The organism is Microbacterium aquimaris (assembly GCF_039531285.1).
In the GTDB taxonomy this organism is placed as follows: domain Bacteria; phylum Actinomycetota; class Actinomycetes; order Actinomycetales; family Microbacteriaceae; genus Microbacterium; species Microbacterium aquimaris.
In genome coordinates this window covers 1,275,117-1,297,179 of sequence record NZ_BAAAPT010000001.1, presented here as the reverse complement: position 1 = coordinate 1,297,179, position 22,063 = coordinate 1,275,117, and the positions used below count along the sequence as shown (strand labels likewise).

Annotated in this window: 12 protein-coding genes; 2 read left to right on the top strand and 10 right to left on the bottom strand. The window is 70.1% G+C overall.

The features are described 5' to 3' along the window. Positions 1-14: 14 nt before the first annotated feature. The 5 genes from ABD204_RS06000 to ABD204_RS05980 all read right to left on the bottom strand — a co-directional run bounded on the left by ABD204_RS06000 (position 15) and on the right by ABD204_RS05980 (position 9,466). Complete coding sequence (locus ABD204_RS06000; RefSeq protein ID WP_194423745.1) at positions 15-5,963, bottom strand: Ig-like domain-containing protein; 5,949 nt, start codon at positions 5,961-5,963, stop codon at positions 15-17. A 1-nt stretch (position 5,964) separates the two neighbouring features. Continuing rightward, complete coding sequence (locus ABD204_RS05995) at positions 5,965-7,095, bottom strand: serine/threonine-protein kinase (RefSeq protein ID WP_194423744.1); 1,131 nt, start codon at positions 7,093-7,095, stop codon at positions 5,965-5,967. A gap of 188 nt (positions 7,096-7,283) precedes the next feature. Further along, the gene (locus ABD204_RS05990; RefSeq protein ID WP_194423743.1) at positions 7,284-7,937 is read right to left on the bottom strand and encodes a spermidine/putrescine ABC transporter substrate-binding protein; all 654 of its coding nucleotides are present in this window, start codon (positions 7,935-7,937) and stop codon (positions 7,284-7,286) included. A gap of 46 nt (positions 7,938-7,983) precedes the next feature. Then, positions 7,984-8,487 (bottom strand): hypothetical protein, encoded by a 504-nt coding sequence (locus ABD204_RS05985; RefSeq protein ID WP_194423742.1) that lies wholly within the window; start codon positions 8,485-8,487, stop codon positions 7,984-7,986. A gap of 10 nt (positions 8,488-8,497) precedes the next feature. Then, a complete protein-coding gene (locus ABD204_RS05980; protein ID WP_194423741.1) occupies positions 8,498-9,466 on the bottom strand; it encodes an ABC transporter in 969 nt (322 codons plus the stop codon). A gap of 152 nt (positions 9,467-9,618) precedes the next feature. On the opposite strand from ABD204_RS05980, the gene ABD204_RS05975 reads away from it, so the two are divergent. Continuing rightward, a complete protein-coding gene (locus ABD204_RS05975; protein ID WP_241747783.1) occupies positions 9,619-10,230 on the top strand; it encodes a hypothetical protein in 612 nt (203 codons plus the stop codon). A gap of 1 nt (position 10,231) precedes the next feature. Here the strand turns inward: ABD204_RS05975 and ABD204_RS05970 are convergent, their stop codons facing one another. The 5 genes from ABD204_RS05970 to pxpA form a co-directional block, all read right to left on the bottom strand. Further along, positions 10,232-10,852 (bottom strand): hypothetical protein, encoded by a 621-nt coding sequence (locus ABD204_RS05970; protein WP_194423740.1) that lies wholly within the window; start codon positions 10,850-10,852, stop codon positions 10,232-10,234. 92 nt (positions 10,853-10,944) lie between these two features. After that, positions 10,945-14,817, bottom strand: a complete 3,873-nt coding sequence (rpoC, locus tag ABD204_RS05965; RefSeq protein WP_194423739.1) for a DNA-directed RNA polymerase subunit beta' — start codon at positions 14,815-14,817, stop codon at positions 10,945-10,947. A 38-nt stretch (positions 14,818-14,855) separates the two neighbouring features. After that, positions 14,856-18,347 carry a DNA-directed RNA polymerase subunit beta gene (rpoB, locus tag ABD204_RS05960; protein WP_194423738.1) on the bottom strand — a complete coding sequence of 1,164 codons (3,492 nt, stop codon included), beginning with the start codon at positions 18,345-18,347 and terminating at the stop codon, positions 14,856-14,858. Positions 18,348-18,679: 332 nt separating this feature from the next. Beyond that, positions 18,680-20,293, bottom strand: a complete 1,614-nt coding sequence (locus ABD204_RS05955) for a 5-oxoprolinase subunit B/C family protein (protein WP_322597523.1) — start codon at positions 20,291-20,293, stop codon at positions 18,680-18,682. Next, complete coding sequence (pxpA, locus tag ABD204_RS05950; protein WP_194423737.1) at positions 20,287-21,042, bottom strand: 5-oxoprolinase subunit PxpA; 756 nt, start codon at positions 21,040-21,042, stop codon at positions 20,287-20,289. Before pxpA ends, ABD204_RS05955 begins: the two co-directional genes overlap by 7 nt. 52 nt (positions 21,043-21,094) lie before the next feature. On the opposite strand from pxpA, the gene ABD204_RS05945 reads away from it, so the two are divergent. After that, a complete protein-coding gene (locus ABD204_RS05945; RefSeq protein WP_194423736.1) occupies positions 21,095-21,958 on the top strand; it encodes a spermidine synthase in 864 nt (287 codons plus the stop codon). The last annotated feature ends 105 nt before the right edge of the window (positions 21,959-22,063 follow it).

Sequence of the window (22,063 nt, the reverse complement as noted above, 5' to 3'; positions counted from 1 at the left end):
CGTTCGTTCTGGCCTCAGCCGGCCGGGGTCTCCGGCGCGGTGTCACCGGGCTGACAGGTGGCGGCGAAGGTGGTCTGCGCGTTCTGGAGCCCCCAGCCCTGCGCGCTCCAGTCCACCGTCACCGAGATGCTCTCGACGTATGCCGCGCCGACGGGGACCTCCCACGTGCCCGCGGTGTGCGGCAGTCGGGTCCCGTCGGCGTCGAAGTAGCGCAGCGATCCGTTGCCGAAGGTGATCGCCGCGGCGCCCCCGTTCGGCGCCGTCGAGGACGAACCGGTCGTCTGCAGCGTGCCGCCACCGACGCACGAGCTCGCCGACCACGTCGCCTGCACCTGGTACGGGGCACTGCCGGCGCGGGCGGTGACGTCGGCCCACCCGGTCGTGGCGCCGTGCCAGTCGTGCACGTACCGCACATCGATGTCCGGATCGCGCCCGAACACACTCGTCGGATATCCGTTGAACTCTGGATCGTTGAACCGCGGCGGATCCTCATCGGAGGCGGGCGCCTGCCGGATGCGCCACTCGGCGCGCGTCGAGGTCACGTCCGGGCGAGCGTCGACGACGAAGGTGTAGCCCCGAGGTGCCGCGTCGTCCTGGACGGCGTACACCGTGCGGGTGACGACGACCCCCCCGTAGTCCCGCCCGCCGTAGCGGGACTCCACGCACATCTCGTACGTGTATTCCTCGCCGTCGCGCACCTCGAACTCCGCCCGGGCACCGTCGTCGTCCGGGCGGCAGAAACGGCCGGCCTCGACGATGTCGTATCGCAGCGTGGATCCCTGCCCGTTCACGGTCGCCCCACCGGTCGCGACGATCGTCGCCGTGCCGTCGCCGTTGTTGGTCGCCACGAGGGTGAGCTGGGCGTTCTTCGGGGCCCCGATCCCGTTCGCGGCGACCGTGACCGCCGACCCCGAGGCGCTGCCGCCGAGTCCGGGCGGCACATCGAAACGGGACAGCGGGGTCACCGTGAGCGTGGAGGCGGTGTTCGTACCGATGCGGTACTCCCGCACGCTCACCCGCGTCTGATTGCGCGATACGGGCACGGTCACCTCGTCGCCTGAGGGGCTGGTCAGACGCAAGCTCCCCGTCTCGGCGGGCGAGATCCCGGTGATCTCCACGGCGATCACACCGCCTTCTCCGGACGACGTCGCGACCGGCGTCGCCGTGACCGCATCGGGAGCCGGCGGCGGATCGTACGCCCACGCCGTCGTGCCCACCCCCGTGCGAGACTCGCCCACCGCGTTCACGGCGCGCACCTCGTAGACGCGCTGCTCGCCGTTGGGGGCCGAGATCGCCGGGCAGGTGCCGTCCACGCCGCATCGCGCGACCTCCTGCCCTCCCGAACGGACCACGAAGCCGGTGAGCGCCGGATAGGCCTGCCGGGCCGACCCCGGATCCACTCGGAGGGTCAAGCTGCCGTCGGCGAAGGCGGTCTGGGTCACGGATGCGGGGGCGCGCGGGTAGCCCTGCAGGTCCAGCAGCAGGTTTCCGTCGCGTTCCCCCGCCGACACGCGCCCCTGCGCGTCCCGGACGGAGAAGGAGGCCGTGCAGGTCGCTCCGGGGGCGTCTGTGGACCAGGAGGCCACGACGCGGGAGGCGTCCGCCACGGCGAAGGTCACCCCGGTGCACGCGCCGGTCGCGCTCACATCGACCACCTCAAGGGGCGTGCCCGGAAGCGGGTTGACCTCACCCCCCGCGCCGACCACCTCGATGGTGCACTGGCCACCGGAGGCCTGCGAGCACTGCTGGGTGACCGACCCCCCGCGGGGCAGGGTCGAGGGCGCAGCCCCCACCCGCAGCAGCAGTCGCGCCGACGCGACACCGGGATGGCTGGTGACGGAGACGACGACGGCCTCTTGCCGCCCGGGCACCGCGTCGTCGGCGCCGGTGACCGTCACCACCGACCCCGTCAGCGACACGTCGAAGGATGTTCCGTCTGCCGAGACGGAGTAGGAGATGCCGTCCCAGTCCTCACGGAGCTGCCACGAGGTCATCTCCCGCAGATCGAATGTGTCGGTCTCGCCCGGTCCGACCGTCACAGACGCCGGCGCCAGCTCAGGCTGCGGGTCCAGGGCGATCACGGTGACGGGCACGGACAGATACGTCCACTCCGTCTGTCCGACCAGCCGGACCGGCACCTGACACGCATCGGAGAACGGGGCGCCGGCTCCGGCATCGTAGGTCACCTGCGTCCCCGACGCCGCACGGCATTCCGCCTCGGGCCGGGCACCCGCCGCACGCACCTGCTCCCCGACCTCGAGTGCGGCGCCCCTCGGGACGGCGACGTGATCGGCGAGGTCGAAGGTGACCGATTCGAGCTCGGTCACCTCGGGGGCGGCCACACCGGCGCGCAGTGCGAGTTCGAGGTCGTCGTCGCCGGGCACGCGCAGGAACGCGTAGGTGACGACCTCGCCCGTCGCCGTCTGCCCGGTCACCTCGAACGGGATGATGCGGGTCCGTTCCGGCAGCGCGCCGCGCAGGCGCAAGCCACCCACCTCGACGTCGTCGGGGTCTCCCCACAGCGCCAGCTCGAGCGCGCCGACGTCGCCGCCGGACCAGGCCGTCTTCCCGGTCAACACGTCGACGCCGTCCACGAAGTCATCACGGGTCTCGACGGTGAGCACGGTGTCTTCGACGATCGGATAGTCCGGGACCGCCTCACGGACCACGGTGACCACGACCAGACCCCGGCCGGTGTTGCCCGAGGTCGACACGACGTCGTACAGGAACGCCATCGTGCCCACCTGCTCCCCCGCCCGGATGACCAAGGTGCGGTCGCCGTCGGTGTCGACCAGCGCGTCCAACCGGGCGTACTCGGGATTGGCCGACCCGTCGGTCAGCACCGTGGGTTGGTCGGGTCGCACCGCGCGGATGGACAGGTCGCCGCCGGTGGGGTCGAGGTCGTTCGCGACCGCGTCCACGCGCACCACGTTCTCGGCGCCGACCTGCACCTGCACGTAGTCGGTGAACGTGACCGGGCTCGGATCGGCCACCGAATCGAGCACGCCCACGCGGACGGTGCCCTCCCCGGTCTGCCCGGAATCATCGACCACGCGATAGCGGAAGGCGTCCTGGCCGCTGTCGCCGGCCACGCTCGAGTACAACAGCGCCGTGCCGTCGGCGGAGATCGTCGCCGACCCGGACTCGGGTTGGGAGATCACCGCGTCGAGCCGCACGACGTCGCCGTCCGGATCCATCCCGAACCCGTCGAAGGGGATGCGCGTGGTCTCTCCGCTGAGGACACGGGCTTCGAGTGTGTCGGGCGAGGGGGCGCGATTGACGTCGGCGTCGAGTACCTCGATGCGCACCGTCGCGGTGTCCTCCAATCCCGGTGCACCGGTCAGCGAGGCGGAGTATTCCACGGTGTGACGACCGGGCTCGTCGGGTGCGAGGTAGCGCAGCGTGTCGCCGGAGGCGAACGCGAGCGCCTCGTCGGTCGAGGACACCACCGACGCCGGGTTCAGGACGGGCCTGCCCCCCGAGGGGGCGACGTCGTTCTCGAGCACGGGGATGTCCACCTGCGCCCCGGTGCGCACGACCACCGTGTCATCGACCGCGATGGGCGCCAGCTCGGGGGCCGGCGGCAGCAGATAGACCGTCGCCTCGCCGCGCACACGCGCTCCGCCGTCCTGCGTGCCGTCACTGACGGTGTACCCCACCGTCCCGAGCGTGCCGGGTTCACCGGTGGCGGTGCTGCCCGAGACGCGCAGATAGTTCTGCCCGACCGCGTCGACACTCAGGGTCGCCCCCTCCTCGGGCACGGCCTCGACGTCGCTGAGCAGCAGCACCCGGCCGGTGGGATTGGACACCGCCGCGAACACGTCGAGCGTCGCGTCCTCCTGCGGGTGGACGAACGCGACGACCGGCGCGGTGGTCAGATCCGCCGGCGCATCGGGGGCGAGCAGGGTGATGCGGGCCGTCGCGGTCGCCGAGGACTCGCCGTCGGTGACGGTGTAGTCGACGCGATACGTGCCCGGTTCCTCCGCGGCGACGTCGAAGGTCGTCGAGCCACCGACGACGGTCGCCGTCGCCGCGGCGTCGTCGAGCACGCGCACGGACTCCAAAGACAGTGCACCGGCGGTTCCGGTGACGTGACCGAGCACGTCTACGCCGACCCCTGATCCGACCGCGTCGACCACCGCGAACGACTGCGCCGTCAACTGCGGCTGCGGCGAGACCCGCACCAGCAGCGACTTCGTCGCGGTCTGACCCAAGGTGTCGGCGACGGTCACGCGCAGCTCGACGAGCTCCTCGGCACCCCCGCCGTCGTCGTCGTGCTGGTAGACGACCTCCCCCGCCGGGGTGGCCGCGACGTTGCCCACGCCGGACGGGTTCTCCACCGACAGCAACAGCATCGGGTCGCCCTCCGGGTCGACCCATCCGGGCATGACCGGCACGGTCACCGTTCCCCCGCGCGCGACCTCCGGGGTCGGCCAGGTCACCAGACACCCCTCGACCCCGCACCACCGGGGGGCCGTCTCGACCTCGGGGCCGGCGACGGTCACCGTCACCGTGGTGCTGTCGGAGGTGAGCCCGCCGTCCACGGTGCCGTCGGTGACGGCATAGGAGAAACTCGCCGCGCCGGTCGCTCCGGGCTCGATCTGCACCGTGAGGCGCTGGCCGTCGTCGGTGATTCCGACCGTGCCGAAATCCGGATCCAGCCCCGTGACCGACGCCGGATCGATCGCGAGCACGTCCTCGTTCGGATCGTGGTCGTTCAACAACACCGGCAGCGCGGTCAGGGCCCCGGCGCGCACCCCGAACGCATCCGGCTCCGCGATCGGCGGTTTCGGATCGATCTGGACGGCGAGCTGCTCCTCGCTGGGTTCGGATTCGGGGTCGACGGTGTCGTCGAGCGCCCAGTTCTGGCTCGACGGGACCAAGCGCCCGTCGGGGACCGTCCATACCCAGCCGCTGCGGGTCTCGTTGAGGATGACCGCGCCCTGCCCGACCACGAACTGCGGCCGCCGCTGCTCGCCGAGGGTCTCGCCGGCGTAGTCCAGGACGGTCTCACCGTCGACCGAGCTCCACAGCAGCCCGGCCGCGTCCCCCTGCGGGAGCCACGCCGCGTAGACCTCATCGTCCACGGTGACCGGGGCCGCGGGGACTCCCAGAACGGTCGTGCCACCACGTTCGGTGACCGCGGTGGAGCCGTCGACCGGCACCCGCACGAGGGATGTCTCGTCGGCGATGTAGACCGATGAGCCCGCCACGGCGGCACGACCGACCACGACCGCCCCCGTGACATCGATGTTCAGCGGGTCGGTGACACCGGCGAGCCAGACGGTGCCGTCCGCGCCGTCCACGACCGCCCAGGTGTCACCGGCGGCGGTCACGCGGGGCTGGGCGAGCTCGGCGACCTCGAGCCGATCACGTGCCACCATCCGATCGGCGGCGATGTCCCACCGCAGCACCGACCCGTCGGCGGCGGAATAGGCGAACAGCGTACCGTCCTCGGCCACGGCGATCGCCTCGGCGGTGTACGCAGGTGCGTCGTCGTCGCCCTCGGCGAACGGATCGAGTTGTGCCGCATCCCCGGCCAACTCGCCGGCGAAGACCGTTCCGGCGTCGGTGAGATAGGCCACGAACTCCCCCGCCGCGGCGACGGTCGTGGTGCCGGCCGGCGTGGACGGCGAGGCGCGCACCGTGTCGTCGTCGAGGTCGGTCGGCAGCGCGGCGTCGATGCGGGTGATCTTCGACCAGCTGTCGGAGAAGAGGAACGCCCCCTCAGCGCTCTGGGCGACCTCGCTCGGATTCGACACGGTCCGGACGGTGTCCAACTCGCCGATAGCGGTGTTCACGCGCGCGTAGCGGGAGCCGTCCCCGGTCTGCAGCGCCCACACGGTGGGGTCGACCGGGGGCGTCTCCTGCGCGTCGAGCCCGGGCCACACGATGCCTGCGGTGAGCACGACACCCGCGGCGGCGACGCCGGCGACGATCCCGGCCAGGGTGCGACGTCTCATCTCAGATCACCCCCGCGACCACGAGCGAGGCGACCACGCCGACGGCGCCCGCGACCGCGGCGAGGGCCACCGCCCACGGCACCATGCGACGCCGCGCCTGCTCGGGTGAGGTGAACTCGGTGTCCTCGTCGCGCGCGAGAGCGGCCACCCCCGTCCGGGGCTTCGTCTTGCGACGCACCTCGCGGGCGACCTGGGTGCGCGCGGGGCCGCGCAACCCGCTGTCGGCGAAGTCGATGGGAACGGATCCGGGCGCCCACTCCGCCGCCGGTATCTCCAACGCCGTGGGTGAGGTCCCCAGGCTGCGCTGCACGTCCTGCAACGCCTCGGCGAACTCTCGAGCCGAAGCATATCGCTGTGCGGGAATACGACTCATCGACCGCGCCAACACGTCCTGCAACGCATCCGGGACGTCGTTGCGGGGAATCGGGGTGTACGTCGCCCGGGCGATGCGGCGACGCAGGAGGTCTTTGGAGTTCTGCCCGCGCTCCCGGCGCTCGAACGGCGAGCGACCGGCCAACAACGAATAGACCGTCGCCCCGAGACTCCACACCTCGCTGGAGATCGTCCCGGCCGTCTCCTCGGCCACGACCTCCGGCGCCGACCACGGGATCGACATCGCCAGCACCTCGTCAGCCTGCGTCCCGATCAACGACGACGAGATGCCGAAGTCGGCCAGGACCGGCGTGCCGAAGGTGGTCACGAGGATGTTGCTGGGCTTGACGTCGCGGTGTACCAGACCGGCCCGGTGGGCGGACTCGAGCGCCGATGCCATCCGCACCCCGATCGTGAGCACCTCGGCCACGGGCATGCGTTCCACGCGGTACCGCTGCGACAGCGAGCCCGGGCAGAACTCCATGACGATGAACGGACGCCCGTCCGCCGAGATCCCCGCCTGATAGACCGTGACGATCGACGGGTGCGCCGAGAGGCGGGCGAGCACATCCGCCTCCGCATTGAACATCCGCCGCAGATCGGCCTCGCGCACATCGCTCGGGAGCACCTTGACGGCCACGTCGCGCCGCGGCATGTCCTGTTCGTAGAGGAACACGTCGGCGAAGCCGCCCGATCCCAGCGGTCTGATGTAGGCGAGACCCGGCAGGATCGGCGGCGAAGAAGGCAGGCGAGCGGCCACCGTTCCTCCCCCGACTCTCAGGCGCGAGCGCCCGCCCATGCTAACAAGCAGACCCGGGCGCATCCCGCCGCCCCGCCGCCCCATCGCCCCACCGCGAATCCGCCCCTTCCCGCCGAGACCGCCCCTTCCGGGGGTCGCTTCGGGGTGGGATCGGCGCGGGAGGGCTGTTCGGCGGGATGAGGTGCGGGTCAGGCCAGCGGGGGCTGGTCGCCGAAGGGTGAGTCCAAGGATCGGGTGAGCTCTTCGAGCATCGCCTCGATCTGCGGTTCGACGAGCTCGGCCACCGCGGCCTGGATGCGCAGGCGCGAGTGCAACAGGATCGAACACACCTCGCGGCCGACCATGTTGGCGTAGTCGTCGGCGAGCGCGACCTCCTGACGCAACGCGGCCTTGGCCTCGTCGCTCAACGGCGGCAGGGCGGGGATGTCGGCGTCGACCTCTTCGGCCAGGCCCGCGATCGTGAACAGGAACGGCGCACCCGGAACGGGGTCGGGATCCAACGGCAACCCCTCGAACTCCGGATCGAGATCTTCCGCCGGCCGGTAGCTGCGCGCCCGGTTGCGGGCGGCCTGCTGATCCAGCTCGGCCTGCAACATGGGGAGGTTGCGCGCGGTGTAGTCGGCGACGGCGTGATCGACGATCGTCTTGATCCGCGTCGACAACCCGTGTTGCACACCATGGGGGACGTCGGCTCCCAGGCCGGCGGCGGAGAGCACCGGCGATCCGAAGCAGCGGCGACACGGCGCCACCCTGCCGCGGTGGGTGGCCGGTTCCCAGCGCGGCAACCATCGCAACCAGGCGTCCACCGCCTGGCTGACCTGGGTCTCGAGCGACCGCTCCACCCTTCCACGGTAGCCCTCCCCGCCCGATCCGACGGGGTCTGGCCGCTCACGCATCGTCCTCCTCCTCCCACGACCAGCGCGGTCGTGCGGAGCGCGTGCGCACGAGGGCGATCCCCGCCCACCCCGAGACGAGGGCGGCGCCGACCACGACGGCACCGAACCCCGTCGTCGCGACGCGGGCGGACACCGCCGTCGCGGTCCCGAGGCCCGCTCCGACGAGGAGGACGGTCACCCACAGGGCGGCGAGGTAGGCCAGCGCGGTGGCCAGACCGACCCACAGCGCCGACACGAACGACGGGTCGCGTCGGCGCACGACGGTGAACAGACTCAGCGCGAACGCGCCGACCGAGGCGGTCACCGCGACCGCGCCGGGGGACTGCCCGAGACCGGGCGTCGCGATCACCGACTCGTCGGTGATCAGGCTCGTCATGCCCAATCCGAAAATCAACAGCGCGACGTCGCCGACGGTGGCGAAGACGACCGCGACGCCCGGACGCACCGCGCCCCCGCCGGATCCGGACGGGTCTGGTGCGCCGGGCGTCGCGCTCACGGTCTTCGTCTCAGGGACGGACCAGCTGCGGTCCGGCCTCGAGGGTGCGCTCGTACTCGCGCTGCGCCTCCGTGTTCAATTCGGTCACGCGCTTGCCGCGGGAGGCGACCCAGGCGCCGTACCAGATCGTCAGCTCACGCCCGAGCACGAAGGCGACGATCGCGAGCGGTGCCAGCAGCTGTCCCTCGACAAGCTCCGCGCCCTCCCGGGCGGTGAGCAGCCAGAAGGGCGCCTGGAAGAGCTGTCCGAGGATGTGGCCCCCGTAGGCGGCGAGGCCCACCAGGAGCCCGAAGATCACCCAGGCACCCCAACGACCACGGTTGATGACGGCGCCGAGCAACCAGAACGACAGGAAGAACACCACGACCGGAACCCACAGCGCGGCGGTGCCCAGAGCCTCCAGGGCGACGGTCCCGACGTTCTCGACGGTGACCGTCCCCTCGATCGCACCGAACCCGAGCCACGCGGCCAGGTACAGCACGGCGAAGGTGACGGCGGCGAGGACCCCGATCGCGCCCGCGGCGGCGCGGTTGCCTCGGGGGCGGGGCGCTTCGGGCGCCTGGACGAAGATGGGCTGCGGGCTCGGCGCGGGGGCGGCGTATGCGGGCTCCGCCTCGACCGAAGAGGTCTCGGTCTCCTCGGCCCACGAGGGCACGTCATACGAACGCTCGGTGTAGGGCGTTTCTCCGGACACGGGCGCGGCGGCGTCGGTCACGGGGGCAGGCTCGGGCTCGGCGGCGGAGACCACGGGCTCCTCCACCGGGGCGGCGTAGGCCGTGGTGGCGGCGTCCTCCGAGACGGACTCCTCCGCGGCGGGCGCGGCCTCCTCCGGCGCGGGGTCGCTCGCGGCATCCGCGTCGGCCTCTTCGCGACGGGCGGCCTCGGCGTCGGCGAGGCCGGCGTTGGCCTGCCCGACCACGTCATCCACCGGGCCCGGCTCTTCAACCGGCTCACCGTACGACGACTTCGGGTCACTCATCGTGATCGCACTCCTCACGCGGGGACGATCCCCACCGAAGCGAAGATATCGCGGGGGAGGCCGACTGGACCGCAGGCGTGCCGGGCGTTGCGTCAGGCGGTCCCACGCGGATCTTCACCCCGGCACGGGGGACGCGGGCTTAGGGTGTCAGCATGATGCGACCGCGCACCCGCCGTACCGCCCTCGCGGTCGTCTCCGTGCTGACCGTCGCCGGTCTGGTCGCGTGCGCGCCCGACCCGGCGGAGACGCCTGTCCCCACGGTCAGCGAGAAGGACGTCACCGGGCTGCCTTCACCCGTCGAGTCGATGACGCCCGACGCCACCCCCAGCCCCACCGCCGAAGCGGCAGCGGAGATCCCGACCGACTGCCTCGCCCTCGTCGACGCGGACGTACAGGCCCAGCTGTACGGGATCCCGCTCAACGACCCGGCGTTCGGACCGAGCGGGGTGCAGGCCGACGGTTCGCTGACCTGTATCTGGGCCGATCCCGGGTCGGACACGACGAGCCTGGTGACCACGATCGAACGGATCTCGAGAGGGCCCGCCCTCGACCAGCTCAACACGCTCGTCGAGGACGAGGGCTTCACGTGCTACACCCCCGACGGGGGAACCCGCTGTGAGAAGACCTGGCAGAATCCGGACTACCCGGTCACGGACGGAAGGACCCTCTTCTGGCGCGCCGATCTGATGATCGACACGAGGTATTCCAACCTCGCGCCCGACGGCTACACCGCGTCGGTGATCGCCGCCATCTGGGACGACTGAGTCACCCCCACACCTGCGCGGCGACCCGCGCGGCGTAGTCTTCGGGATGCCACGAGGTCTCGACGCTCACCAGCCACACACCGTCACGGATCGTGTGCGTCTCGACCTGGTCGCCGGAGGTCCGCACACAGGTGAGGGACGACTCATCGGTCTCGCACGCGAACCCCTGACCCCGCAGCGCCGCATCCGCCACCGTCACCGCGTCCTCACCGACCCCCGACAGGCTGGTCGTCAGCGTGCCGCCCTCCGAGCGCCAGGCGCACGTGACGGCCACATCGGGCGACAGCACGTCGGTGAGGCCCTCCACGGCGGTCGCCGGCGCATCCGCGCTCTGCGACAGCAGAGCGTCCGGGCTCCACAGGACCTCCCCCCACAGATCGTTCGGGTAGAGGGCGCGGCAATCGATGTCGACGTCCTCCTCGGCCGTCACCGACTGCGCGGGGGGAGTCGTCGGTTCCGGGTCGACGTTCTGCTCACTGCCGAACCGCAACGCATCCCCCACGAAACCCACCACGCCGGGTACGAGCGGCGCCGCGAACCAGCCGAGCCCGATCACCACGGCGAGACAGAGGGCCCCGATGGGCACCGCGAACCACAGGCTCCGTCCGCCTGTCCGCGCCATCCCTGTCCCCTTCCGTCGCCGCCTTCCACCGTACGTCGACACGACGACGGGCCCCGGCATTGCCGGGGCCCGTCGTTCGCGCCGGAGGCGACTCAGTTGTAGTTGCCGCTGAAGTCGTCCGTCGAGAAGCTGTCGAAGTCGACGTAGCTCAGGTCGCTGTCGCTGTACGCACCGTCGGACGCGAAGATGCGGTTGGGGTACCGCTCGCTCTTCGCCTCCTCCGTGGCCTCGACCGTCACATTGCGGTACTTCGCCAGTCCCGTACCGGCCGGGATCAGCTTTCCGATGATGACGTTCTCCTTCAGGCCCACCAGCGGGTCGCTCTTGCCCTCCATCGCCGCCTGCGTCAGCACGCGCGTGGTCTCCTGGAACGACGCGGCCGACAGCCACGACTCGGTCGCCAGCGACGCCTTGGTGATCCCCATGAGCTCCGGGCGACCCGATGCGGCACGCTGCCCCTGGGTCACGGCCTCGCGGTTGATCTGCTGGTAGCGCTTGAAGTCGACCATCTCACCGGGCAGCAGCGGGGTGTCACCGTGGTCGACCACGGTGACCTTCCGCAGCATCTGGCGGACGATGACCTCGATGTGCTTGTCGTGGATCGGCACACCCTGCGAGCGGTACACACCCTGCACGCCGCCGACGAGGTACTTCTGCACCTCGCGGGCGCCCTGCACACGCATGATCTCCTTCGGGTCGAGCGTACCGACCTGGAGGGGCTGGCCCACCGTGACGTGCTGGCCGTCCTCGACCAGCAGCGTCGCGCGCTTGAGCACCGGGTAGACGTGCGGCTCGTCGCCGTTGTCGGGCGTGAGGATGACCTTCTTGCTCTTCTCGGTCTCGTCGATCGTGATGCGTCCATCGGACTCCGCGATCGGCGAGGCACCCTTCGGGGTGCGGGCCTCGAACAGCTCCTGCACGCGGGGCAGACCCTGCGTGATGTCATCCGCCGACGCCGAACCACCCGTGTGGAAGGTACGCATCGTCAGCTGGGTACCGGGCTCACCGATCGACTGGGCCGCGATGATGCCGACCGCCTCGCCGATGTCCACCAGCGAACCGGTGGCCAGCGAGCGACCGTAGCACTGCGCGCACACGCCGACGGCGGAGTCGCAGGTCAGCACCGAGCGCACCTTGATGCTCTCGACACCGGCCTCGATCAGCTGGTTGATCTCGGGGTCGCCGACATCCGAACCGGCCTCGAGGACGACCTCGCCCTTCGCGTCGACGGCGTCGACGGCGAGGGTGCGGGCGAACACCGAGTTCTCGACGTTCGGGTCGCGCACGAGCGCACCGTCCGAGCCGGGCGCGGCGATGACGAACTCCAGACCCTTCGACGTGCCGCAGTCGTCCTCACGGATGATGACATCCTGCGAGACGTCCACCAGGCGACGCGTGAGGTATCCCGAGTCGGCGGTACGGAGCGCCGTGTCGGCCAGACCCTTACGGGCACCGTGGGTGGCGATGAAGTACTCCGCCACCGACAGACCCTCGCGGTACGAGGAGATGATCGGACGCGGGATGATCTCGCCCTTGGGGTTGTTCACCAGGCCTCGCATACCCGCGATGTTGCGGATCTGCAGCCAGTTACCACGGGCGCCCGAGGACACCATGCGGTTGATGGTGTTCGACTCCGGGAAGTGCGCGCGCATCGCCTTCTGCACCTCGTCGGTCGCCTCGGTCCAGATCTGGATGAGCTCCTGACGACGCTCCGCGTCGGTGATGAGGCCCTTCTCGAACTGCGACTGCGCCTTGGCGGCCTGCTTCTCGTGCTTCGCGACGATCTCGCCCTTCTCGGGCGGGGTGAGGATGTCGCTCAGCGCCACGGTCACACCCGAGCGGGTCGCCCAGTAGAAGCCGGCGTCCTTGATGCGGTCGAGGGTCTTGGCGACCTCCACCTTCGGGTACTCCTCGGCGAGCTTGTTCACGATCTGCGACAGCTTGCCCTTGTCGGCCTGCTCGCGCACGAACGGGTAGCCCTTGGGCATGGCGTCGTTGAAGATCGCCTGGCCGAGGGAGGCGTCCAGCAGACCGTGCTGGTCGTAGCCCTCGGGCGCTTCACCCTCGAGGAAGGTGAGCCCCGGAACGCGGATGCGGACCTTGGCCTGCAGGTCGAGGGTGCCCTCGTCCTTGGCCATGATCGCCTCCGAGACCGAACCGAACACACGGCCCTCGCCGGTGGCGCCCTCGATGACCGTGGTCAGGTGGTGCAGACCGATGATCATGTCCTGCGACGGCAGGGTCACCGGGCGGCCGTCCGACGGCTTGAGGATGTTGTTCGACGCGAGCATGAGCACGCGGGCCTCAGCCTGTGCCTCGACCGACAGCGGCAGGTGGACAGCCATCTGGTCCCCGTCGAAGTCGGCGTTGAACGCGGCACACACGAGGGGGTGGAGCTGGATGGCCTTACCCTCGACCAGCTGCGGCTCGAACGCCTGGATACCCAGACGGTGCAACGTGGGTGCACGGTTCAGCAGCACCGGACGCTCGCGGATGATCTCCTCGAGCACGTCCCACACCTCGGGACGGTAGCGCTCTACGGCCCGCTTGGCGGCCTTGATGTTCTGCGAGTGACCCAGGTCGATCAAACGCTTGATGACGAACGGCTTGAACAGCTCGAGGGCCATCTGCTTGGGCAGACCACACTGGTGCAGCTGCAGACGGGGCCCCACGACGATGACCGAACGGCCCGAGTAGTCGACGCGCTTTCCGAGCAGGTTCTGGCGGAACCGACCCTGCTTACCCTTCAGCATGTCGCTGAGGGACTTCAGGGCGCGGTTTCCGGTTCCCGTCACGGGGCGACCGCGGCGACCGTTGTCGAACAGGGCGTCGACGGCCTCCTGCAGCATCCGCTTCTCGTTGTTGACGATGATCTCGGGGGCACCGAGGTCGATCAGCCGACGCAGACGGTTGTTGCGGTTGATCACGCGGCGGTAGAGGTCGTTGAGGTCGGAGGTCGCGAAGCGGCCACCGTCCAGCTGCACCATCGGACGAAGCTCCGGCGGGATGACCGGGACGACGTCGAGCACCATCGCGGACGGGTTCATCCCCGTCTGCAGGAACGAGTTGACGACCTTGAGTCGCTTGATCGCGCGGATCTTGCGCTGGCCCTTACCCTCGGCGATCTGCAGGTGGAGGCTGTCGGCCTCGGCCTGCAGGTCGAACGCCGACAGGCGGCGCTGGATCGACTCGGCGCCCATGTAGGCCTCGAAGTACTGTCCGAACCGGTCCTGCAGCTCGTGGAAGATCTCGTCCTCGCCCTTCAGCGAGCCGACCTCCAGCGTACGGAACTCCTCCCACACGCGCTCGAGCTTGGCGATGGAGTCGTCCGCGTTCTTGCGGATCGAGGTCATCTCCTTCTCGGCGGCGTCCTTGGCCTTCTTCTTCTGGTCGGCCTTGGCGCCCTCCTCCTCGAGCGTCGCGAGCTCCTCCTCCAGCTTCTGGAGGCGGGTGGCGATGCGCGAGTCGCGACGGTCGGCGAGGTTCTTCATCTCGAGCCGGAGGTTGTTCTCGTGCGTCGGGAGGTCGCGGTGACGCGCCTCCTCGTCGACCGAGATGACCATGTAGGCGGCGAAGTAGATGACCTTCTCAAGGTCCTTCGGTGCCATGTCCAGCAGGTAGCCCAGGCGCGAGGGCACGCCCTTGAAGTACCAGATGTGCGTGACCGGGGCGGCCAGTTCGATGTGACCCATCCGCTCACGGCGCACGGAGGACTTGGTGACCTCCACGCCGCAGCGCTCGCAGACGATGCCCTTGAAGCGGACGCGCTTGTACTTGCCGCACGAGCACTCCCAGTCCCGGCTCGGTCCGAAGATCTGCTCACCGAACAGACCGTCCTTCTCGGGCTTCAGGGTGCGGTAGTTGATGGTCTCGGGCTTCTTGACCTCACCGTACGACCAACGACGGATGTCGTCGGCGGTGGCCAGGCCGATGCGAAGCTCGTCAAAAGTTGTTGCGTCGAGCACTAGTTCTCCTGTGTCTCAGAAAAGTTGCCTGGCCGGGTTCAGATCTCGTCGATCGACGAGGACTCGAACCGGGTGGAGATGTTGATGCCGAGTTCCTCCGCCGCGCGGAAGGCGTCGTCATCGGTGTCGCGGAGGTTGACCGCCGTGCCGTCGGCCGAGAGGACCTCGACGTTCAGGCAGAGCGACTGCATCTCCTTCATGAGCACCTTGAAGGACTCGGGGATGCCGGGCTCCTGGATGTTCTCGCCCTTGACGATCGACTCGTACACCTTGACGCGGCCGAGGATGTCGTCGGACTTGATCGTGAGGAGCTCCTGCAGCGCGTACGCGGCGCCGTAGGCCTCGAGGGCCCACACCTCCATCTCACCGAAACGCTGACCGCCGAACTGCGCCTTACCACCGAGCGGCTGCTGGGTGATCATCGAGTACGGGCCGGTCGAGCGCGCGTGGATCTTGTCGTCGACGAGGTGGTGCAGCTTCAGGATGTACATGTAGCCGACGGAGATCGGTGCCGGGAACGGCTCCCCCGAACGCCCGTCGAACAGCTGCGTCTTGCCGCTGGAGTCGATCATCCGGTCGCCGTCGCGGTTCGGGAGCGTCGAGTCGAGCAGACCGACCAGTTCCGACTCGAACGCGCCGTCGAACACCGGGGTGGCGACCTTCGTGCCGGGGGCGGCCTCGCGGGCCTGCTCCGGCAGCTTGGCGGCCCACTCGGGGGTTCCCTCGACCTTCCAGCCCTGCTTGGCGATCCAGCCGAGGTGCAGTTCGAGCACCTGACCGAAGTTCATTCGACCGGGGATACCGAGCGGGTTCAGGACGATGTCCACCGGCGTGCCGTCCGGGAGGAAGGGCATGTCCTCGACGGGGAGGATCTTCGCGATGACGCCCTTGTTGCCGTGACGGCCGGCGAGCTTGTCGCCCTCGGTGATCTTGCGCTTCTGGGCGATGTAGACCACGACGCGGCGGTTGACGCCCGAGCCGAGCTCGTCGTCGCCCTCCTCGGCGTCGAACTCCTTGACGGCGATGATCGTGCCCTGCTCACCGTGGGGCACCTTCAGCGACGTGTCGCGCACCTCGCGGCTCTTCTCGTTGAAGATCGCGCGCAGCAGACGCTCCTCGGCGCTCAGCTCGGTCTCACCCTTGGGCGTGACCTTGCCGACGAGGATGTCGCCGGGGCGGACCTCGGCGCCGATGCGGATGATGCCGCGCTCGTCGAGGTCCTTCAGCAGGTCCGGGCTGACGTTGGGGAGGTCTCGGGTGATCTCCTCCTTGCCGAGCTTGGTGTCGCGGGCGTCGACCTCGTACTCCTCGATGTGGATCGACGAGAGGGTGTCCTCCTTCACCAGGTCCTGGCTGAGGATGATGGCGTCCTCGAAGTTGTGGCCCTCCCACGTCATGAACGCGACGAGGAGGTTCTTCCCGAGCGCCAGTTCACCGTTTTCGGTTGCGGGACCGTCGGCGATGACCTCACCGGCCTCGATGCGCTCCCCCGCCGAGACGACGACGCGCTGGTTGTAGCTGGTGCCCTGGTTCGAGCGGTCGAACTTGCGCAGGTAGTAGTCCTGCGTGCCGCCCTCGTCCAGCTGCACGGTCACGACATCGGCCGAGACCTCCATGACCACACCCGGCTTCTGCGCGGTGATGACGTCTCCGGCGTCGACGGCGGCGTAGCCCTCCATACCGGTACCCACGAGAGGCGAGTCGCTGCGCAGCAGCGGCACGGCCTGACGCTGCATGTTCGCACCCATGAGGGCGCGGTTGGCGTCGTCGTGCTCGAGGAACGGGATGAGCGAGGTCGCGACCGAGACCATCTGGCGCGGCGAGACGTCCATGTAGCCGATGTCCTCGGCGGGGACCAGCTCGACCTCTCCGCCCTTCGAGCGGGCCAGGACGCGGGTCTCCTCGAAGTGGCCGTCGGCCTTCAGCGGCGCGTTGGCCTGGGCGACGATGAAGTCGTCCTCCTCCGCGGCGGTGAGGTACTGGATCTCGTCGGTGACACGACCGTTCTCGACCTTGCGGTACGGCGTCTCGATGAAGCCGAACGCGTTGATGCGCGCGAACGACGCGAGCGAACCGATCAGACCGATGTTCGGGCCTTCCGGCGTCTCGATCGGGCACATGCGGCCGTAGTGCGAGGGGTGGACGTCACGGACCTCGACGCCGGCGCGCTCACGCGACAGACCACCGGGGCCCAGCGCCGACAGGCGGCGCTTGTGGGTCAGACCCGCGAGCGGGTTGTTCTGGTCCATGAACTGCGACAGCTGCGAGGTGCCGAAGAACTCCTTGATCGCGGCCACGACGGGGCGCACGTTGATCAGGGTCTGGGGCGTGATCGCCTCGATGTCCTGCGTGGTCATGCGCTCGCGGACGACGCGCTCCATGCGGGACAGGCCCGTGCGGACCTGGTTCTGGATCAGCTCGCCGACGGCGCGGATACGACGGTTGCCGAAGTTGTCGATGTCGTCGATGTCCATGCGGATCTCGGCCTCCTGGCCGGCACGCATGCCGGTGAAGGTCGTGTCACCGCGGTGCAGCCGGACGAGGTACTTGATCGTCGCGACGATGTCGTCGACGGTCAGCACCGAGTCGCTCAGCTCACCCTCGAGACCCAGCTTGCGGTTGATCTTGTACCGACCCACCTTGGCGAGGTCGTACCGCTTGGGGTTGAAGTAGAAGTTGTCCAGAAGCGCACGGGCGGCCTCGGCGGCGACCTGCTCACCCGGACGGAGCTTGCGGTAGATGTCGCGGAGCGCATCCTCCTTGGTGAGGATGGTGTCCTTCTCCAGCGTCTCCTCGATCGAGGGGAACCCGGCGAACTCGTTGAGGATGTCCTCGCTGGTCAGACCGAGCGCCTTGAGGAACACCGTGACCGACTGCTTGCGCTTGCGGTCGATGCGCACGCCGACCTGGTCGCGCTTGTCGACCTCGAACTCGAGCCATGCACCGCGGCTGGGGATGATGCGCGCGGAGACGATGTCCTTGTCGCTGGTCTTGTCGGGCGTCTTGTCGAAGTAGACACCGGGCGAACGCACCAGCTGGGAGACCACGACACGCTCGGTGCCGTTGATGATGAACGTGCCCTTGTCGGTCTGGAGCGGGAAGTCGCCCATGAAGACCGTCTGGGTCTTGATCTCACCGGTCTGGTGGTTCATGAACTCGGCCTCGACGTAGAGCGGGGCCGCGTAGGTCTTACCGCGCTCCTTGCACTCTTCGATCGAGTACTTCTCCGGCTCGAGGTACGGGTTGGTGAACGACAGCTGCATCGTCTCCGAGAGGTCCTCGATGGGGGAGATCTCCTCGAAGATCTCCTCGAGCCCGCTCTGAAGGGCGACGTCGGTGCGGCCGGCTGCCTGCGCGTCGGCGAGGCGCTGACGCCACGCCTCGTTACCGACGAGCCAGTCGAAGGACTCGGTCTGCAACGCCAGCAGGTCGGGGACCGTCAGCGTGTCGGAGATTTTGGCGAACGAAAGACGGGAAGCTCCGCGTCCGTTCTTGGGGGTGGTGGTGGATGCGTTGCTCGCAGCAGCCAAGGGGATTACCTCCGTGGGCCCGGGCAGGGCCTGTTTCCTTGTCGTCAGGTGGAGTGCTCAGTCGTCCCCGAAGCCCATGAGCCACACACCGCTTCGAGTCGCACGATGAAGCGGGGGCACATGAACCTCCCCACGCCCCCCTCCACTCGCCGTTGTCGCGACGACCGAAGCCTCGGGGCGCATGGGCCCGCCGACCACCATATGAGGGCAGGGGGAATCCAAGAGCGCAACTACCGACTGTACCCCTCGCGACGCGCCATGTCCAGCCGATCCTTGACCCGACCGACGTGGTGGGGTATAAATCGCGCGATTCCGGCGGGGAGACGGCGAGCTCACACCGGTCGCGCATGCCGGAATCGCACGCGCGTGCCCGGCCGGGCCTGCCCGAGCGCATCCCACGAGGCATCCGCCACCACCGCGATCACCGGATACCCGCCGGTGACGGGCCCATCGGCGCCGAGCACCGTGGGACGCCCGCTGGGCGGCACCTGGATCGCGCCGACGACCATCCCCTCGCTGGGAAGCTCACCGTCGTCGCGACGCGGCAACCCGGGACCGTCCAGCCGCATCCCCACTCGATCGGACTCCTCGCCGACGGTCCACTCCGCCTCGAACAATGCCGCGAGGGTGGCGTCGGTGAACCGGTCGGCGCGCGGCCCCGGGGCGAGGAGGATCTCGAGGTCGTCCGCGGGCACACCCCACGCCGCGGGAGGTGCCACCGGGATGGGCGCCGCCGGGTCCTCCCCAACCGGCACCCACGCACCGGCGACCAGCCGGTCGGGGCCGAGACCGGCCAGCACATCGGTGCTGCGCGAGCCGAGTACCTCGTCGACGTCGACCCCGCCCCGCACCGTGAGCATCATCCGCACCCCGTGCGTGGCCCAGTCGATGTGCAGCTCGCTGCCGGCGGGCCACTCGTGCGCGGTGTAGGGGTCGACGGCGCGCCCGTCCAGCCGCACCGGCCCCCACCCTCCGGTCACCGCGAACCACAACGGCGTGTGTGCCCGTGCGCGGAATCCGCCCATCGTGATCTCGACCCCCGCCCGACCCTCGGGATTGCCCACGAGTCGGTTGCCGGCCCGCAGTGCCGTGCGGTCCATCGCACCCGAGCGCGCCACCCCGAGGGCGGCCCGGCCCGGACGCCCGAGATCCTGCACCGTGGCGAGCAAACCGGCCTCGATGACCTCGAACCCAAGGCCTCCACCGACCCGAGCGTGCCCCGAGTCAGGCTGGACGACGGCCGAGGGCCGCCGGGCACGGCCTGCCGCCACCGGCGCCGACTCCTGGCCTGAATACGTGCCCGACGGCGACGGCGACGGCGACCGGAATCGGACGCGGGTCCCCGGCGCGAGCAGCGCCGGCACCGCCGAACCGGGGTCGAACAGCGGCGCCTCGGTCGTGCCGACCAGGCGCCACCCTCCAGGCGTCTCCCGCGGATAGGCGCCGGTGAATCCCGCGGCCAGGCCGACCGATCCGGCGGGCACGCGCGTGCGCGGAGTGGCCAGCCGCGGCACGTCGAAGGGCCAGTCGTCGCTCACGAGATATCCGAATCCGGGGGCGAATCCGGTGAACGCGACGGTCCACACGGCACCGCAGTGGCGACGCACGAGTTCGTCGACGTCGACATCCAGCAACGCCGCCGTCTCGGCGAGATCGGCCCCGTCGTACCGGATGTCCAGCTCGACCGTGGACGCCGGCGACGCGTCGACCGCGCGCCCCGTGAGCCCGGCGATCCAGTCCCGGGCCGCCGCCGGCGGGAGTACCTCCGGGTCGACCTGCACGAGGACGGTCCGTGCGGCGGGGACGAGGTCGATGACGCCGGGAGGGGGCGAAGCGGCGAGCGCCGCGTGCAGCGATACGACATCGGCGAGGGTAGGCACCTCGACCAGCACCGCGCGCTCCCCCATCGGACGCACGCGTCGAAAGGCGGCCGTCGGTGTCACCACGGCGCCCGGACCTCGATGCCGGCCGCATCGAGCGCGGCCCTGACCGCACGTGCCATCGCCACCGCGGCGGGGCTGTCCCCGTGCACGCACAGCGACGCGGCGTCGGCGACGATCACGGTGCCGTCGACCGTCTCCACGCGACCGTCTGTGGCGAGGCGGACGGCGCGGCGGGCGACCCGATCCGGATCATCCAGCAGTGCCCCGGGTTCGCGCCGGGGCACGAGGGAACCGTCGGGCAGGTACCCCCGGTCGAGGAAGGCCTCCCGCACGAACGGCAGGCCCACATCCCGGGCACACCGCTCACCGACACCACCGAGACCCAGGAGCGGAAGGTCCCCGCCGATGTCGTCCGACAGCGCCCGCACCGCCGAGGCGACCACCCGGGCGGTCGCCTCGTCTGCGGTCACGGCGTGGTAGAGCGCCCCGTGGGGCTTGACGTAGCGGATCGCACCGCCGGCCTCGGCGAGCGCCGCGAGCTGCGCGTCGAGCGTCGCCCGCAGTTCCCGGCCGCTCATGGTCGATGACGTCCGTCCGAACCCGACCGCGTCGGGGTAGGACGGGTGGGCTCCCACCGCCACCCCGTGCCGCGCCGCCCGTACGACCGACGCCCGCATCGACGCCTCGTCGCCGGCGTGCCCGCCGCACGCGACGCTGGCACTGGAGACGACGGCGAACATGGCGTCGTCGTCGGCGGTCGGAACCCCGTCGACGGTCTCGCCGAGGTCGGCGTTGAGGTCGATGGCAGCCATGCCCTCACGGTACCGGCGGCGGCTGCGGGCCGGTATCGGGCAAGCTGGGAACATGTCCCGTAGGCGCGATGAGCAGACCGACCCCCCGGTGCGCCTCGGCGACGGATCCCTCGCATCCATCGAACCGTCGCCGTACACCTCGGGCTACGAACTCGTCGTCGACGGCACCCCCCAGTCACACGTCGACCTCGACGACCCGACCCATCTGCACTTCGAGTACATCGCGCGCATGGCCGCGGTGATCGACCGGCTGAAGCTCCCGGGGCAGCCCCTGACCGCCGTGCACCTCGGCGCGGGGGCGCTGACACTGCCCCGGTACGTCGAGGCGACCCGACCCGGATCCCGCCAGCAGGTGGTCGAACTGGAGCCTGCGCTGATCACCCTCGTGCGCGAACGGCTGCCGCTGCCGCGCGGGGCGTCCATCCGGGTGCGGATCGGGGATGCACGCGCCGCGCTCGAACGCTTCCCACCGGGACTGGTCGGCCAGGTCGACGTGCTGGTGGTGGATGTGTACGCCGGGGCGCAGATCCCGGCCCACCTGACCTCCGTGGAGTTCTACACGGAGGCCGCCCGCCTCCTCGCCCCGGACGGCGTCCTGCTGATCAACGTCGCCGACGGGGCCGGTCTCGCGTTCGCCCGACGGCAGGTCGCGACGGTCCGCGAGGTGTTGGCGAACGTCATCGTGCTGGCGGAGGTCCAGACCCTCAAGGGGCGTCGTTTCGGCAACCTCGTGGTCGCCGCCTCGGCCGCGCCGCTGCCGACCGCCTGGCTGCCGCGGCTGATGGCCGCCGGGCCGCACCCGGCGAAGGTCGCCGAGGGCGCGGAGATCGACGCGTTCGTGCGTGGCTCGCTGCCGGCCACCGACGCCGACGCGGTGGCGTCACCGAAACCCTCGTCGAGCCTCTTTGACCGGTGATCCCCCCGCTCCGTCGCCCCGCCCCCACCGCTCCGCAGTCATGACACGCCGACGTCGGCGGCGCCGCGCCCACAAATCGTGACTGCGGAGCGCGTGGGGCGCACG

Bases quoted from the DNA above. Each gene is read 5' to 3' on its own strand.
- pxpA (WP_194423737.1), bottom strand. From the start codon at position 21,042: ATGGCTGCCATCGACCTCAACGCCGACCTCGGCGAGACCGTCGACGGG.
- ABD204_RS05980 (WP_194423741.1), bottom strand. From the start codon at position 9,466: ATGAGTGACCCGAAGTCGTCGTACGGTGAGCCGGTTGAAGAGCCGGGC.
- ABD204_RS05970 (WP_194423740.1), bottom strand. From the start codon at position 10,852: ATGGCGCGGACAGGCGGACGGAGCCTGTGGTTCGCGGTGCCCATCGGG.
- ABD204_RS05945 (WP_194423736.1), top strand. From the start codon at position 21,095: ATGTCCCGTAGGCGCGATGAGCAGACCGACCCCCCGGTGCGCCTCGGC.
- ABD204_RS06000 (WP_194423745.1), bottom strand. From the start codon at position 5,963: ATGAGACGTCGCACCCTGGCCGGGATCGTCGCCGGCGTCGCCGCCGCG.
- ABD204_RS05975 (WP_241747783.1), top strand. From the start codon at position 9,619: ATGATGCGACCGCGCACCCGCCGTACCGCCCTCGCGGTCGTCTCCGTG.